This is a genomic window from Treponema berlinense (genome assembly GCF_900167025.1).
GTDB lineage: Bacteria > Spirochaetota > Spirochaetia > Treponematales > Treponemataceae > Treponema_D > Treponema_D berlinense.
Window position 1 is genome coordinate 105132 of record NZ_FUXC01000007.1, and the last position, 13208, is coordinate 118339.

The window sequence follows — 13208 nt, forward strand, 5'->3', positions numbered from 1 at the left end:
TAATGATGAATATTTTTGACATTAAACACGAGTCTTCTGACGGAAAAGCACGTACCGGAACCTTGCACCTGCCGCACGGCGACGTTCAGACTCCGGTCTTTATGCCTGTTGGAACAAATGCGACTGTAAAGGCTCTTACAAAAGATGATTTGGACGAAATCGGTTTTGAAATCATTCTCGCAAATACTTATCATCTTTATTTAAGGCCTGGAAGCGATGTAATCGAGGAAGCTGGCGGTTTGCATGGATTTTCCGGCTGGGAAAAAAATTTTCTTACAGATTCTGGTGGTTTTCAGGTGTGGAGCCTTTCAAAACTGCGCAAAATAACGGAAGAAGGGGCAATGTTTGCTTCAAATATCGATGGAAGCCGGCATCTTTTTACTCCAGAAAAAATTGTGGACGTTCAGGCTCAGTTCAATTCGGATATTCAGATGCAGCTTGACGTTTGTTCCGGCTGGGGAATTGATAAAAAAGAAGCCCTTCATTCGCTCGAAATTACAGAGAACTGGTTAAAACGCGCAAAATCTGAATGGTTAAAAAAACAGGACGAAGGATATAAAGGAATTCTTCTGCCGATTGTTCAGGGAAACTTTTTTGAAGATTTAAGAATCCGTTCCGCAGAATTTGTAACTTCGATGGAAATGCCGGCAATTGCAATCGGCGGTTTGAGTGTAGGCGAGCCTGCGGAAGTTTTTGCCTCGATGCTGGATTTTACGGTCAATCATCTTCCAAAGGAAAAGGCAAAATATGTTATGGGAATCGGAACTCCGGACTACATTTTGGACGCCGTTCACAGCGGAATTGATATGTTTGACTGCGTTTTGCCTACGCGAAATGCGCGCAACGGTTCATATTTTACTCATGACGGAAAACTTTCGATTAAGCAGGAGCGTTTTATTCACGATTTTGGCCCTGTTGACAGCGAATGCAATTGTAAAGTCTGCCGCAATTACTCAAGAAGTTATCTTCGTCATCTTTTTAAGGAACAAGAAATTTTAAGCAGCATGCTCGCAAGTTACCACAACTTGTATTTTTTGCATAATATGATGAAAGAAATTCGCCTTGCAATCGAAGAAAACCGTTTTGAAGAATACAGAACAAACTTTTTAAAACGGTATCACGCTGGAAATATAAAATAATTTTTGCGGAAGTTTTTATGAAAAAAAATATTTTGGTTTTGGCGGCATTTTGTTTTCTAAAATTGCAGGTTTTTGGACAAACGGCGGAAGTTGTTTCTGGTTCTGAAAAAACAGTTCAGCCGCAGAATCCGCCAGAAGCTGAAATGCCTGCAAAATCAGAAACTCAGACAGAGAATGAAAATTCTTCCGGAAACGAGACTCAAGACAACGTAAAATCTTTGCCGGAAGAAGAAAATTCATCCCAAACCGAAAATCAAGAAAACGGCGAAGTTTTAGCAGAAAACAAAAATTCTGAAAATCAAGAAAGCGCGCAGTCTTTGCCGGAAAGTGAAAATTCTTCCCAAACCGAAAAATCTGACGTTGATGATGAAGCGGAAGATGGAGAGCTTTCCGTAAAAATTCCAAAAAAACGGCCTCAAAAACAGGATGCGGAAAAAATTGCGGAACTTGACGAGGAATTTCCGGACACAAGAAAAGAAAACGCCGACACTTTAAAATTTGGAATGGAAGATGATATTATTGAACTTCTAAACGATTTTGTTAAAAACGAAGATGTCCGCTTTGTCGATGAAGTTTACGATTTATTTTACGTTACAAAAACCATTGCTGTCCGCGAAAAAATTCTCGAATATTTTACAAAACTCAAAGATCCTTGCCTAGAAAACTTCGCGCTCGAAATTCTTGACGACCCTTATGAGCAAAAAAAATCGACCGTAGATGCGGTTTTTAAATATATTCAGGCGGTAAAAACAAAAGAAGCGCTTCCTGTTGTTCTTAAACTCGTAGAAAGCGAGGATGAAAACTATTTTACGAACGCACTTACGACTCTTGGCGAAATCGGCGGCTCAAAAGAGGCTGTTTTTTTGTCAGAATATTTGGAACGCGAAGATTTATCGCTTGCCCAGCGTCAGCAGCTTGTAAAAGTTCTTGGAAAAATCAAAGCCGTAGAAACTTACGATAAGCTTGTAGAAATGGCTCAGGACGAAGACGAAAATACTTTTATAAGAATGTATTCGGCAGAAGCAATAGGCTCAATGGAAAAAAAAGAGGCTGTCAAAGTTCTTGTAAAGCTTTATGAAGATACAGACCCAAAACTGCGATGTTCAGTTGTAAAGGGACTTTCCAATTTTAAGGAAAAGGACGAGGCAAAAAAAACTGTAATCGAAGCAATCCGCGACTCTCACGTTACGGTTCGGCTTGAAGCTATCGAAGTCTGCAAAAAAAATGGTTACAAAGAAGCCGTTCCTTATCTTGTTTACCGGCTTGAAAAAGACAAGGAGGATTCTGTCAAAAAAAAGTGCTATCCTGCAATCGCCTGCCTGAACACAAAAGAAGGGAATGAGTATCTTGTAAAGCTCATTACGGACAAAAAAGTTGCAGATACTCCAAAAAGCCGCGTTGCTACTGCTCTTCTTGAATACAACAATGCCGGCACAGACGAGATTATTGCTCTTGCCCGCGAAACTCTAAAAGACGACAGAAGAAAACCTCTCCGATATGCCCTCGGAAAAGAATTCGCAAAATATAAGCGAAATGAATTTTCTTCTATATGCAAGGATTATCTTGATTCAAAGGACACTGCAACTCAGGGAACTGGACTTGATATTTATTCAAAAGGCCGTTATCCAGACGTTTTGCCTGTTGTAAGGCAAATTATTCTCGACGCGGCAAAAAATCCGCTCAAGAAAAACGCAAATGCCGAAAAAGCAAAAAAAATCTTAGGTTCTTCGGACAGCACTGTAAAAGAAGCCGAAAAAATTTCCGAAGAACAAAAAGAAAAACTTGAAAAAAAGAGCAATCCAAACGCAAATGCAAAATAAGAGCAGAATTTTTTGCTAAAAAGCGTTACTCGTACAGACTGTTCAGCATTCTGTAGAGCATGTTCACCTTGTCTTTTTGAACTGCATTTAAAATCTGTCCTGCATCGTCGACAAGGTTTTCCAAGGCGGCAAGGCTTTCGTTCAGAGCGGTGACGAATCCGCGGCTTACCTTAAACCAGTATGTTCCGCGGCTGTCGCTAAATAGGGTTATAAAGCCGAATTCTTTTGTCCGCGATTTTGCCATTGTAAGGTTCAGAACGTATTTTAAATTTTGAATCAAAAGCTCGCCGTCTTTTTCGTCATTTAAAGTGATGTTGAAATTTTTCGGCCAGGATTTTGCATCTACCGGAGTTAAATTCAAATTTTTGACAAGTTTTGCAATCAGTTCAAATTTTTCGCCTGTAAGCGCAAAACCGCCTTTTAGAACGAGTTTTCCGCGGAGATTTGCAAGCGCCGCAAGTTTATTTTTGTCATTTTCTGAAAGAAGGGCTTCCTTGAATTTTTCGTAAGGAAGGACTGCCTGTTTTTTGCCTTTAACTTTTTCAAGTGCAAAAATTTCTCCTCCGATTCCGATTGAATTTTCGTCGCGTTTTTTCTTTTCGTTTTTGTCCAGTTTTCCGCCAAAATAACTGTCATCGCGTCCAGGTTTTCCTTTTTGCTCTCTGAATGTTGAACCTGTGTATTCAAGGTTTCCAGTGAGCGATTTTCCTTTTGCTCCACGGACTGACATCAATTTTTTTTCGAGAGTTGGATCGATTTTTGCAAGAAGCGCTTTTGTAAGAGGACTTACGCTCATTGCAAACATTCGGCTTGTTCTTACAATTTCTCCGGCGACAATAAAAAGAGGAGAGGTGCGGAACATTCCGGAACCAGGATGAATTGAAATGTGGTCGGTCGTCAATGAACGGTAATTTTCTTTTCCATCGCGCACGCAAACAAACTGAATCATTCCTGCCGAAATACAGCAAAGGTAATTTTCCATCGAGCCTCCGCCAGTCACAGGAATTCCAAGCGCGCTGATTTCTTCTTCGAGCTGGGTTCTAATGCTTGAAATTTCTTTCATCACTTTTTCGTCGAGATAGTTGTTCTGGCAAAAGCGGGTTTTGTTTTCCATTGACTGATAGCGTCTAAAAAGTTTTACGTAAGAGACAAAGTCGCCCTGAATGTCGCGGAAAGCGTGATGCGCCGCCCGGGCGTCCATTTCTTCTCCTGGAGGAAGAACAAAAGGCGACTGGGTGCTTAAAAATGCCGCTGCAATTACGCTTTCATCAAGCACGTCAGGATAATTCATTATACTTTCGACTAAAATTCTGCTTACACGCGGTTCAAGTGGAAATTCAACCATGAGCTTTCCGATTGAAGAGAGAGTCCTGTCTGGATTGAGGGCTTTGAGCATGTTGAGAGTTTCAAGCGCGCCGAGGATATTTTCCTTTTCGGGCTTTGAAATAAAGTCAAAATTTTCAAAATCCGTAATTCCAAGCTCACTCATTCTCAAAAGAACTTCGCTTAAGTCGGTGCGGAAAATTTCTTCAGTCGTGTATTCGCTCCGGCTTTCAAAATCCGTGCGCTTGTAAAGCCGGTAGCATGTTCCTGAACAGGTTCGTCCTGCCCGTCCGCGTCTTTGATTGCAGCTTGCCTTGCTTACCGGAGTTTCGATTAGAGATGATGTATAGGTTTTTGGGTTGTAAAAATTCAATTTTGCCAAACCCGAATCTATAACCGTTGTTATTCCATTTATCGTTACAGAAGTCTCGGCAATATTTGTCGAAATTACAACTTTCTTTTTTCCGAATGGGGCGGAGTCAAAGACTTTTTCCTGTTCTTCTTTAGGAAGTCTTCCATAAAGTGGAACAATGTGGATTTTTGAGCGGAAACTTGAGTTGTAAAGTTTTTGCACGCAGTCTTTTATGATTTTTTCGCCGGGAAGAAAAATCAAAATATCGCCAGGTTCGTGATTGTCAAGAACGCGCCCGATTGTCGATTCAATTTTGCTTAAAATTGCCTGGGCGCCCGATTCTGTTGTTGTTGTCGGTTTTATTGCCGGCGGATCGTAAACCATCGTAACCGGAAAAACCTGGGTTTCAATTGTCACAATCGGACAGTCGTTAAAATATTTTGAAAAAGCCTGTGCATTCATTGTTGCCGAAGAAATAATAACCTTAAAATCCGGTCTGACAGCAAGAATTCGCTTTAAAAGTCCAAGACAAAAGTCAATGTTCAGCGAGCGTTCGTGGGCTTCGTCAATCATGATTACAGAATATTTGCTCATCCACGGATCAAGTTTCATTTCCTGCAGCAAAATTCCATCTGTCATTATTTTGATTTTTGTTGAAGAGTCAGTTTTATCTTCAAAACGCATTTTGTAGCCGACAAGTCCCGGATAAGTCGTCTTTAACTGTTTTGCAATGAATTCGCTTACCGAAAGGGCGGCGATTCTTCGTGGCTGTGTTACAGCAATTACTCCGTCTTGAGAATAACCTGCTTCGTGAAGAATTACAGGAATTTGGGTCGTTTTTCCAGAACCGGTTGTGGACTGAACTACAATTACCTGATTTTTTGCAAGCTGGTCTAAAATAAGCTGTTTTTGTTCGTAAACAGGTAGTTTTTTATAATTTATTGCCATAATGAATTTCCTTTTGTGTTTTCGTAAATTTTTTTTCTTGATTCAATATATTTTGCCCAGTAAAAAAGTCCTGAGCGCTTCAGACAGTGAATAAAATCGTCATCAACAAGGCGTAGCACAATCTGTCCGTCCGGCTGAATATAAGACGTTATAAAGTGCGGTTCAATCTGCCTTATGCTGACTTGAGAAGAAGTTTTTTCAAAAGTCATTTTTATAAAAAGTCCGTCGCCTGTGTCATCGCGCGCATTTGCGGTTTTTGTAAGCGAAGGCGAAGTCCTCTGTCCAGAAATTGTGTTTCCGTTTGCGTACATTATAAATGCTTTTCTTGTTTTTGTTGAAGGCGAATCGCTTTGCGCGCTTTTTTCTGTTTTGCCGTCAGAAATTGTTACTGTTTCAAAAGTTTTGTAAACGTGAGGATGATTTGCCCAAATTACATCAACCTTGCATTCTTCAATCAGCTGGCGGAAAAATTTTTTATGGCTTTCTGTTACGTTTTTTTTGTATTCCTCTTCGTCAGTGTGGACGCTCAAAACAAAAATGTCGTGTTCGTTTTGGGACTGGATTTTCTTTAGTTCTTCAATGAGCTCGGAATGTTTTTTTGGAGGAAAATAGTCAATCCAAGAAGCGTAATCTGGCCGGTTTAAAATTTCTGTAACGGCCGCAAAAAGAATTTTCCAACTGTTTTTTTCAATAATCTGGAAGGTGAGTTTTTGCGAAGGATTTGATTTTATTCCGCAGGCAAAAACATCAGTCATTTTTTCAAAATAGTTTCGGGTTGCATTTATTCCGTCAAGATACCAGTCGTTTGTGTGATTGTTTGCAAGCGAAAAAACATTGAATCCAGAATCAATTGCCGCCTGAACGTATTCCGGATGCATGTTAAACTGCGGATAAGTGCTCCATTCGTGCTTGCTGTTTACCGGGGCTTCGATGTTTGCAAAGGCCAGATTGCAGCTTTTTACGAGAGGCTTTACATCCTGCCAAATTCTTTCAAAATTCTGCGCCTTAAAATTGATTTCGTGCGCCATAATGTCGCCTGCAAAGAGCATTGTGATTGAAGACATTTGTGGTTCTTCTGTCTTGGGAAAATTCGGTTCGTTTTGGCTTATGCTTGAAGTTGAATTGCATGAAAAAAAAGAAAAACTAAAAACGAGAAAAAAAACTGAAACGCAGGAGCGTAGAAAATTCATAATTCAATTATAGTTAAAAAACTGCAATAAAACAACTTTGACACAGGTTTGCGCTTAAGGTTTACAGTCATTTTCTGTTTCCTTGAAAAAAATCTTTTATATTTGTAAAATAGAAGAATGTTTGATGTAAAAGACACTGACTTTTTCGATCTTGAAGAAGAAGATTTTGATACGATTCTTGCTTCCGATATTACTTTTAGCGGAAAAATAAAATTCACCAAGCCTTTTATGATTCGTGGAAATGTAAACGGTTCAATCGAGGCAACAAGCGATCTCGTAATTGATTCGAATGCGGTAGTAAATGCAGGAATTTCAGCAAGCCGTGTTCTTGTTCGTGGAAAGGTTGAAGGCAATATAAACGGTCAGGATTTGATTTTTGTTTCCTCGACAGGCTCTGTAAATGGAGATATTTCTGCAAAGCAGGTTGTTCTTGAACCTGGTTCTCATTTTTCCGGCAAATGCACAATGCAAGGATAAAATAATGAAAAAATCAATTTTAACTTTAATAATAATTTCTCTTTTCTCGATTCAGTCTTTTGCGCAGCAGAAGGCAGATGCTCTTGTTCTTTACCGCAACGGAAAATATGCGGAAGCAATAAAAATCTGCGAACAGGAAATAGTGGAAGATCCGCAGAATATTGATTCGTATTGTGTTCTTTGCTGGAGCCTTGTCCGCAACAGACAGTATGCGGAAGCGGAACAGCGTTCAGCAGAAGCCCGGAAAATCAATTCAACTGACGTACGCTTGATTGAAATTCAGGCTGAGGCAAAATTCTATCTCGGGAAAAATACTGCCGCGCTCGAGCTTTTTCAGTATTATCTGGCGAATGTTCCTGCGAACGGAAGCCGTATTGGCAATGCCTATTATTATATGGGCGAAATTTATATCCGTCAGGCAAAATATCAGCATGCGGATATTTCTTTTTCGACTGCGGTTCATACAGAGCCTTTGGTTGATTATTGGTGGACTAGATGCGGTTATGCGCGCGAAATGACCGGAAATTACAGCAGTGCGCTCGAAGCCTACAGCAAAGCAATCGAACTCAATGGTTCTAATTCCGATGCAATCCGCGGCCGTGAACGGGTTGTCGCAAAACTCCGCTAAAAATGTCCGAAATAATTCACTTTGAAACACTCGGCTGTAAACTCAATCAGGTCGAAAGCGAAGGTGCGGCTAGCGCATTTAAAAATGCCGGTTTTGAAATTTCAATGTCGCCTTTTTCCGCCGCAACTGCCGAAAATTTGTCCGTAAAACTCTGCGTCGTAAATACTTGTACAGTTACGGCAAAGGCCGAGCAAAAAGCGCGGAGAATAATCCGCCTTCTTCTTACAAAATGCCCGAAAAGTGCAGTTCTCGTTACTGGCTGCTATGCACAGAACAGCCGCGACGAAATTCTTGCAATCGGAAAAAAAATCTGCGTCCTGGGCGGACAGTATAAAGGACATCTTGCCGACGTTCCGGAAATTTTAAAGCAAAATCCACAACTTTATGGCGAAGAGCTTGCCGCTTTTATTCAAAAAAGTTTTGAAACGATTTATAAAACAGCCGGAAAAAATCAAATTCAAGAACCGTTCCGCCTTGTTCCTGACGACTTTGCCCATCATTCGCGTTCATCCTTAAAAATTCAGGACGGATGCAACTGTGTCTGCACTTATTGCGCAATTCGCCTTGCACGCGGAAAATCTGTGAGTTTGGACGCCGAAGAAGCAATCAGACGTGTTCAAAAACTTGAAGAAAAAGGTCAGAACGAAGTTGTAATTACGACAGTAAACATTTCTCAGTATCACGGACGTTACAAAGACGGTTTTGTAAATTTCGCAGGCCTTTTGAGGCTTTTTTTGCAGAATACAAAATCAATCCGCTTTAGAATTTCAAGTCTTTATCCGGAAATCGTTGATGAAGAGCTTGCGCAAATAATCAGCGACAGCAGGGTTTGCCCGCATTTTCATCTTTCCGTGCAGAGCGGAAGCGATTCTGTTTTGGCAAGAATGAAGCGTCCTTACAAAATCGAAGCCGTTTACAAAGCCTGCGCCCTCTTAAAAAAAGCAAAGAAAAATCCGTTCCTTGCCTGCGATATTATTGCAGGTTTTCCTGGCGAAACCGATGAAGATTTTGAACTCACTCTAAAAATGCTCTCTGATTGCGGCTTTGCTTTTGTCCACGCTTTTCCGTTCAGTGCCCGCCCAAACACAGAGGCGTTTTCTATGCGCCCTATGGTTCCAAATTCAGTTGCGGGAAAAAGAATTGAGGCGCTGGAAGCTTTTAACAATAAGTCAAAATCAGAGTATATAGCTTCTTTTGAAGGGCAGGTGCTTGAAGCCGTTTGCGAAACTGTCCACAGGCCAAAAATCTTTGCAGACAGAATCGTAGTCCACGCAGTAACCGGCAATTTTCTTCACTGTAAACTTGTATTCGGAACGAACGAAAAACTTCCTGAGCCAGGTTCTCTTATAAAAGTAAAGATTTTGCGTCCTCTCTCAAAAAACGAAATTTCCGGAGAAAGCGACACTCTTGCTGTTTTGGAAGAAAATTCCTAGTTTAAAAATTAAAAAGCAATCCTAAAATTGTCTGTTTCTATTTGAATTTTGTTCAATTTTTGATTTTGTAAGTTTTTATTCAGCTTCTTCGGGAGTTTTTGGTTCTTGATTTTTATTTTCCCCGGAATCTTCTTTTGCAGAATTTTCCGCATTATTTTCTTCAGGAGCTTTTCCAGCTTTTTTTTGCTCTTCATCGCCGTCAACGGCAAGCGGAACTTCTATCGTGTAATCCGTATCGTCCAGCTGCAATTTTATGAGGTTCGCGGTCATTTTTTTCTGGAGTTCCTCGCAGATATAAGTGCGCACGTAGTTTCTGAAACTTCCCGGCGTGTCTGGAGTAAAAATAAGTGCGGCCAAAATTCCTGAAGGAACAACTTTTATCGTATGAATTTTTGCATTCACCTTAAGCTGCTTGTTTCCGAGAACGAGGGTAAGTCCTTGAATTACAGAATTTATTTTTATAAATCCCGCATATTTCATAGGAACGATCAGTCCGACGCCGATAGACGAAATGTCGATAAAATTCATCTTGTACATCATATTTCCGCTTATAAAATAAGCTTCGGCGGATTTATTGTCGGCGCATTTTAAGCGCACAAATTTTCTCATTCCCTTTGCTTTTAAAAGCTCAAGTTTTTGCAAAAGCTGACCCATAACTTCGCCAAAATTTTTATCAAGGGTAAAAGTTCCTGCCGAAAGTCTTAATGCGTTTCCGTAGAGAAATTTTCCAGTTCCTTTTGTAGAAAAAACACCAAAATCGCATTTTTCAAATTTCGGATTATGTTCAAAACTCGAAATAAAATTGAACCAAACCTGAGGAGCAAAGTGGGTATCGACATTAAAATAGACAATTGACTGCGGATTTAATTCTAAAAGATTTTTTAACTGGCGTGGTTCATCGATTTTATAAATTTCATATTCTTGTTCCATCAACCGCAAAATAATATTTGTGTTAAGGGTGAATGTCGCGCAGACAAAAAAAATCTTGCGTCCGAAAATTTCACTGTTTTCACTTTTAATTTCAGCCATTTCAAAAACCTTGTATTTATTATTGCAGAGATTTTCGATTATTTAAAGGCTGTTTTATTTTATTTACACAATTTATAAATTTCCGGATTTTTTTTAGGACGGCATTTTATTTACCGCGACCGGCTGCTCTGGGTTCGGTAGCCCTCATTGCCGTTTAAGAACGGATTGATTTTTCTCAATCCGTTCTTAAACACCAACTAAAGCCCGGCGCATCCGGCGTAAGTGCGCCGGATAAGTTTTAAGAACCTTACGCGCCTTTTTGTTAGATGCTATTTTTTTTCAACTGTTTTTTTAGAAACAAAAATAATTCCTGCGACAGGAGTTTTTGTGTCGGTAGCAGCTGTTTTTACGATAACCCAGTCGTCTTTCTGCAAATCTGCAGCCGTTGAGCATGGCGGAGGAAGTTCAGGTTTTTGCTCAGGATTTTCTGGCTGCTGATTTAAAGCTCTTTCTGGCGGAATGCAGATTTTTGTAAACGGAGTCAATGCAAATGTTTCGTCTTTTCCGTCAGTGTTTGTAATTGTAATCAGGCTTGCGTCAGAACTTATTTTTTTTATAGTTCCGATAACAGAAACGCTGTCGTCATCAAACATGTTAAAGTGCGGTCTTGGCGGAAAGTCGTTTCTTCTGTGCTGATAAGCCCGTTCTCTTGACTGGTCGTTTTTTTCTTCTGCCCTTGGACTTTTTGCAAAAATGCTTGTTCCTGCAAAGACAGAAAGTAAAACTGCTGCCAAAATAATTTTAATGGATTTTTTCATAAAACCACCTCTAAAAAATAAAATCAAAAAGTTGCCGATGCAGCTTTGTTATGTATCAAACTTTATAACCAAAAACAAATGCAATCCTTAAAATCCGCTTAATTTAGGGTAAGAGTTTTCTAAGAAAGCAAAAACTAAGTTTTTTCAAAAAAAATAAAAAAAACTGGTTTTAGATATTGACACTTTTTTTCATAAATCATATAGTAATTAGGCATTCAGCGATTGAGTGAATGGGCTACTAGCTCAGGTGGTAGAGCACCGCCCTTTTAAGGCGGCTGTCGATGGTTCGAGTCCATCGTAGCTCACAAAAACGGTCATCAGTTCGGTGGCCGTTTTTTTTCAGTTTAACCGAACGGTTAGACATTCACTGTTGAATGAACGGGCTACTAGCTCAGGTGGTAGAGCACCGCCCTTTTAAGGCGGCTGTCGATGGTTCGAGTCCATCGTAGCTCACAAAAACGGTCATCAGTTTGATGACCGTTTTTTTTTATATTTAGGTTTATCGGAAATAAAAAATGAAAAGCAATCAGATTGACATGACGACGGGAGCAATTTTTCCCAAGTTAATGAAATTTTCGATTCCGCTTATGCTGAGTTCAATTTTGCAGCTTTTTTTTAATGCGGCGGATGTTGTTGTTGTAGGCAGGTTTGCTGGAGATAATTCTCTTGCCGCTGTCGGTTCAACAAGTTCTCTTGTAAATTTTCTTGTAAATACGGTTTTAGGAATTTCTATCGGCTGCAATGTTGTTGCCGCAAATTTTACCGGTTGCGGAGATTCAAAAAAAGTAAGTTTGACGGTTCATACTTCGTTTGTCCTGAGCCTTTTATGCGGAGTTTTTATAAGCGTTGTCGGAGTTTTGTTTAGCCGGCAGATTTTGATTATTATGGACGCTCCAGAAGAAGTTCTTCCTCTTTCTGCGCTTTACCTGCGAATTTATTTCTGCGGAATTTTTCCGAGCGTTGTTTACAATTTTGGTTCCGCTCTTTTACGTGCAAAAGGCGACACAAAACGGCCGCTTTATATTCTTTTTGTAAGCGGAATTTTAAATGTTGTTTTAAACCTTGTCTTTGTAATAAAGTTTAATCTCGATGTTGCCGGGGTAGCGTGGGCGACTGTAATAAGCCAGACTCTTTCTGCCGTATGCGTCCTTTTTATTCTTCTTACAGAAAACGATGATTTTAAGCTGGACTTAAAAAGACTTTGCCTTAACAGCGATATTCTTGCGAAAATTTTAAAAATCGGACTTCCAGCAGGTTTTCAGAGCAGTCTTTTTAGCTTTAGCAATATGGTTATTCAATCTACCGTAAACAGTTTTGGAGCGGTTGCTGTTGCCGGAAGCAGCGCAAGCCAAAGCGTTGAAGGTTTTGTTTACATTTCGATGAACAGCATTGCCCAGGGAAGCCTTACTTTTGTAAGTCAAAATGTCGGTGCAAAGAAAATTGACCGCGTAAAGAGAGTTGTTTTGACAAGTCTTTTTTCTGTCTGCATTGTCGGCGCTGTTATTGGCGGAATTTGCATTCTTTTTAGCAGACAGCTTTTTTCGTTTTTTACGGCAAACCCTCTTGTAATAGAAAAGGCTTCGGAACGCTTTCTTGTGATTTGTTCAACTTATTTTACATGTGGAATAATGGATGTTATGGCTAATAGTATTCGCGGAATGGGGCGGAGCTTTATGCCTGCTGTTATGACTTTGATTTTTGTCTGTGGAAGCCGCCTTATTTATCTTTTTACGGTTTTTAAGCTTCCTGGCCTGTATTCTTTTGGCAATATATTTTTAAGTTATCCGATAAGCTGGATTATCACGTTTTTAATGCTGCTTTTTTCGTTTATTTTTGTAATTTCTAAGGAAAAATAACAAGACGCGTTAAGGACTGTAGCCCCGGCGCAGCCGTTGTCCGTTGCCTGCGACGGACAATGCAAGGGCGAAAGGCCTGACGGTTGTGAATACAACCGGAACGCCCATAAAATCATTAAAAAAAACTTTTGTTTTTGTCGTTGAATTTCAATTTTAAAAAAACTATAATCAATAATGAAATGATGTAGTGGTTTGCAGTTGAAAAAATGCTGTAATTCCTGCATAAAATAGAGAAACAGTCTCTTCTAAAAAGAA

At 39.9% G+C, this 13208-nt stretch carries 10 protein-coding genes and 2 tRNA genes; 8 read left to right on the forward strand and 4 right to left on the reverse strand.

Going from position 1 to position 13208, the window contains the following annotated elements:
* The first annotated feature begins 2 nt into the window (after positions 1–2).
* Both tgt and B5D47_RS07025 read left to right on the forward strand, forming a co-directional pair.
* A complete protein-coding gene (gene tgt / locus B5D47_RS07020; RefSeq protein WP_078931129.1) occupies positions 3–1139 on the forward strand; it encodes a tRNA guanosine(34) transglycosylase Tgt in 1137 nt (378 codons plus the stop codon).
* A gap of 17 nt (positions 1140–1156) precedes the next feature.
* Positions 1157–2959, forward strand: a complete 1803-nt coding sequence (locus B5D47_RS07025) for a HEAT repeat domain-containing protein (protein ID WP_078931130.1) — start codon at positions 1157–1159, stop codon at positions 2957–2959.
* Positions 2960–2984: 25 nt separating this feature from the next.
* Here the strand turns inward: B5D47_RS07025 and B5D47_RS07030 are convergent, their stop codons facing one another.
* Together B5D47_RS07030 and B5D47_RS07035 are read right to left on the reverse strand one after the other, a co-directional pair.
* Positions 2985–5582: a helicase-related protein gene (locus tag B5D47_RS07030; RefSeq protein ID WP_143592625.1), complete on the reverse strand. Its 2598-nt coding sequence runs from the start codon at positions 5580–5582 to the stop codon at positions 2985–2987.
* Positions 5573–6772: a CapA family protein gene (locus B5D47_RS07035; protein WP_078931131.1), complete on the reverse strand. Its 1200-nt coding sequence runs from the start codon at positions 6770–6772 to the stop codon at positions 5573–5575. The genes B5D47_RS07030 and B5D47_RS07035 overlap by 10 nt, the downstream gene beginning before the upstream one ends.
* Positions 6773–6889: 117 nt before the next feature.
* Here B5D47_RS07035 and B5D47_RS07040 point away from each other — a divergent pair, with 117 nt between their 5' ends.
* The 3 genes from B5D47_RS07040 to mtaB are packed head-to-tail and all read left to right on the forward strand — an operon-like array spanning position 6890 to position 9310.
* Entirely contained in the window at positions 6890–7249 is a 360-nt protein-coding gene (locus tag B5D47_RS07040) for a bactofilin family protein (protein ID WP_078931132.1), read from the forward strand.
* Between the two features lie 4 nt (positions 7250–7253).
* A complete protein-coding gene (locus B5D47_RS07045) occupies positions 7254–7877 on the forward strand; it encodes a tetratricopeptide repeat protein (protein ID WP_078931133.1) in 624 nt (207 codons plus the stop codon).
* Between the two features lie 2 nt (positions 7878–7879).
* On the forward strand, positions 7880–9310 hold the full coding sequence (gene mtaB, locus B5D47_RS07050) for a tRNA (N(6)-L-threonylcarbamoyladenosine(37)-C(2))-methylthiotransferase MtaB (RefSeq protein WP_078931134.1): 1431 nt from the start codon (positions 7880–7882) through the stop codon (positions 9308–9310).
* Positions 9311–9385: 75 nt separating this feature from the next.
* Here the strand turns inward: mtaB and B5D47_RS07055 are convergent, their stop codons facing one another.
* Both B5D47_RS07055 and B5D47_RS07060 read right to left on the reverse strand, forming a co-directional pair.
* Positions 9386–10339, reverse strand: a complete 954-nt coding sequence (locus tag B5D47_RS07055; RefSeq protein WP_078931135.1) for a hypothetical protein — start codon at positions 10337–10339, stop codon at positions 9386–9388.
* 269 nt (positions 10340–10608) lie between these two features.
* Positions 10609–11097, reverse strand: a complete 489-nt coding sequence (locus B5D47_RS07060; RefSeq protein ID WP_078931136.1) for a hypothetical protein — start codon at positions 11095–11097, stop codon at positions 10609–10611.
* A gap of 232 nt (positions 11098–11329) precedes the next feature.
* Between B5D47_RS07060 and B5D47_RS07065 the strand changes: the two genes are divergently transcribed.
* From B5D47_RS07065 to B5D47_RS07075, 3 genes are all read left to right on the forward strand, one after another.
* Positions 11330–11402, forward strand: a tRNA-Lys gene (locus tag B5D47_RS07065).
* Positions 11403–11477: 75 nt separating this feature from the next.
* Positions 11478–11550, forward strand: a tRNA-Lys gene (locus tag B5D47_RS07070).
* 62 nt (positions 11551–11612) lie between these two features.
* Positions 11613–12953, forward strand: coding sequence for an MATE family efflux transporter (locus B5D47_RS07075; protein WP_078931137.1), 1341 nt, complete (start codon positions 11613–11615; stop codon positions 12951–12953).
* Positions 12954–13208 lie beyond the last annotated feature (255 nt).

Bases quoted from the DNA above. Each gene is read 5' to 3' on its own strand.
- tgt (WP_078931129.1), top strand. From the start codon at position 3: ATGATGAATATTTTTGACATTAAACACGAGTCTTCTGACGGAAAAGCA.
- B5D47_RS07025 (WP_078931130.1), top strand. From the start codon at position 1,157: ATGAAAAAAAATATTTTGGTTTTGGCGGCATTTTGTTTTCTAAAATTG.
- B5D47_RS07030 (WP_143592625.1), bottom strand. From the start codon at position 5,582: ATGGCAATAAATTATAAAAAACTACCTGTTTACGAACAAAAACAGCTT.
- B5D47_RS07035 (WP_078931131.1), bottom strand. From the start codon at position 6,772: ATGAATTTTCTACGCTCCTGCGTTTCAGTTTTTTTTCTCGTTTTTAGT.
- B5D47_RS07040 (WP_078931132.1), top strand. From the start codon at position 6,890: ATGTTTGATGTAAAAGACACTGACTTTTTCGATCTTGAAGAAGAAGAT.
- B5D47_RS07045 (WP_078931133.1), top strand. From the start codon at position 7,254: ATGAAAAAATCAATTTTAACTTTAATAATAATTTCTCTTTTCTCGATT.
- mtaB (WP_078931134.1), top strand. From the start codon at position 7,880: ATGTCCGAAATAATTCACTTTGAAACACTCGGCTGTAAACTCAATCAG.
- B5D47_RS07055 (WP_078931135.1), bottom strand. From the start codon at position 10,339: ATGGCTGAAATTAAAAGTGAAAACAGTGAAATTTTCGGACGCAAGATT.
- B5D47_RS07060 (WP_078931136.1), bottom strand. From the start codon at position 11,097: ATGAAAAAATCCATTAAAATTATTTTGGCAGCAGTTTTACTTTCTGTC.
- B5D47_RS07075 (WP_078931137.1), top strand. From the start codon at position 11,613: ATGAAAAGCAATCAGATTGACATGACGACGGGAGCAATTTTTCCCAAG.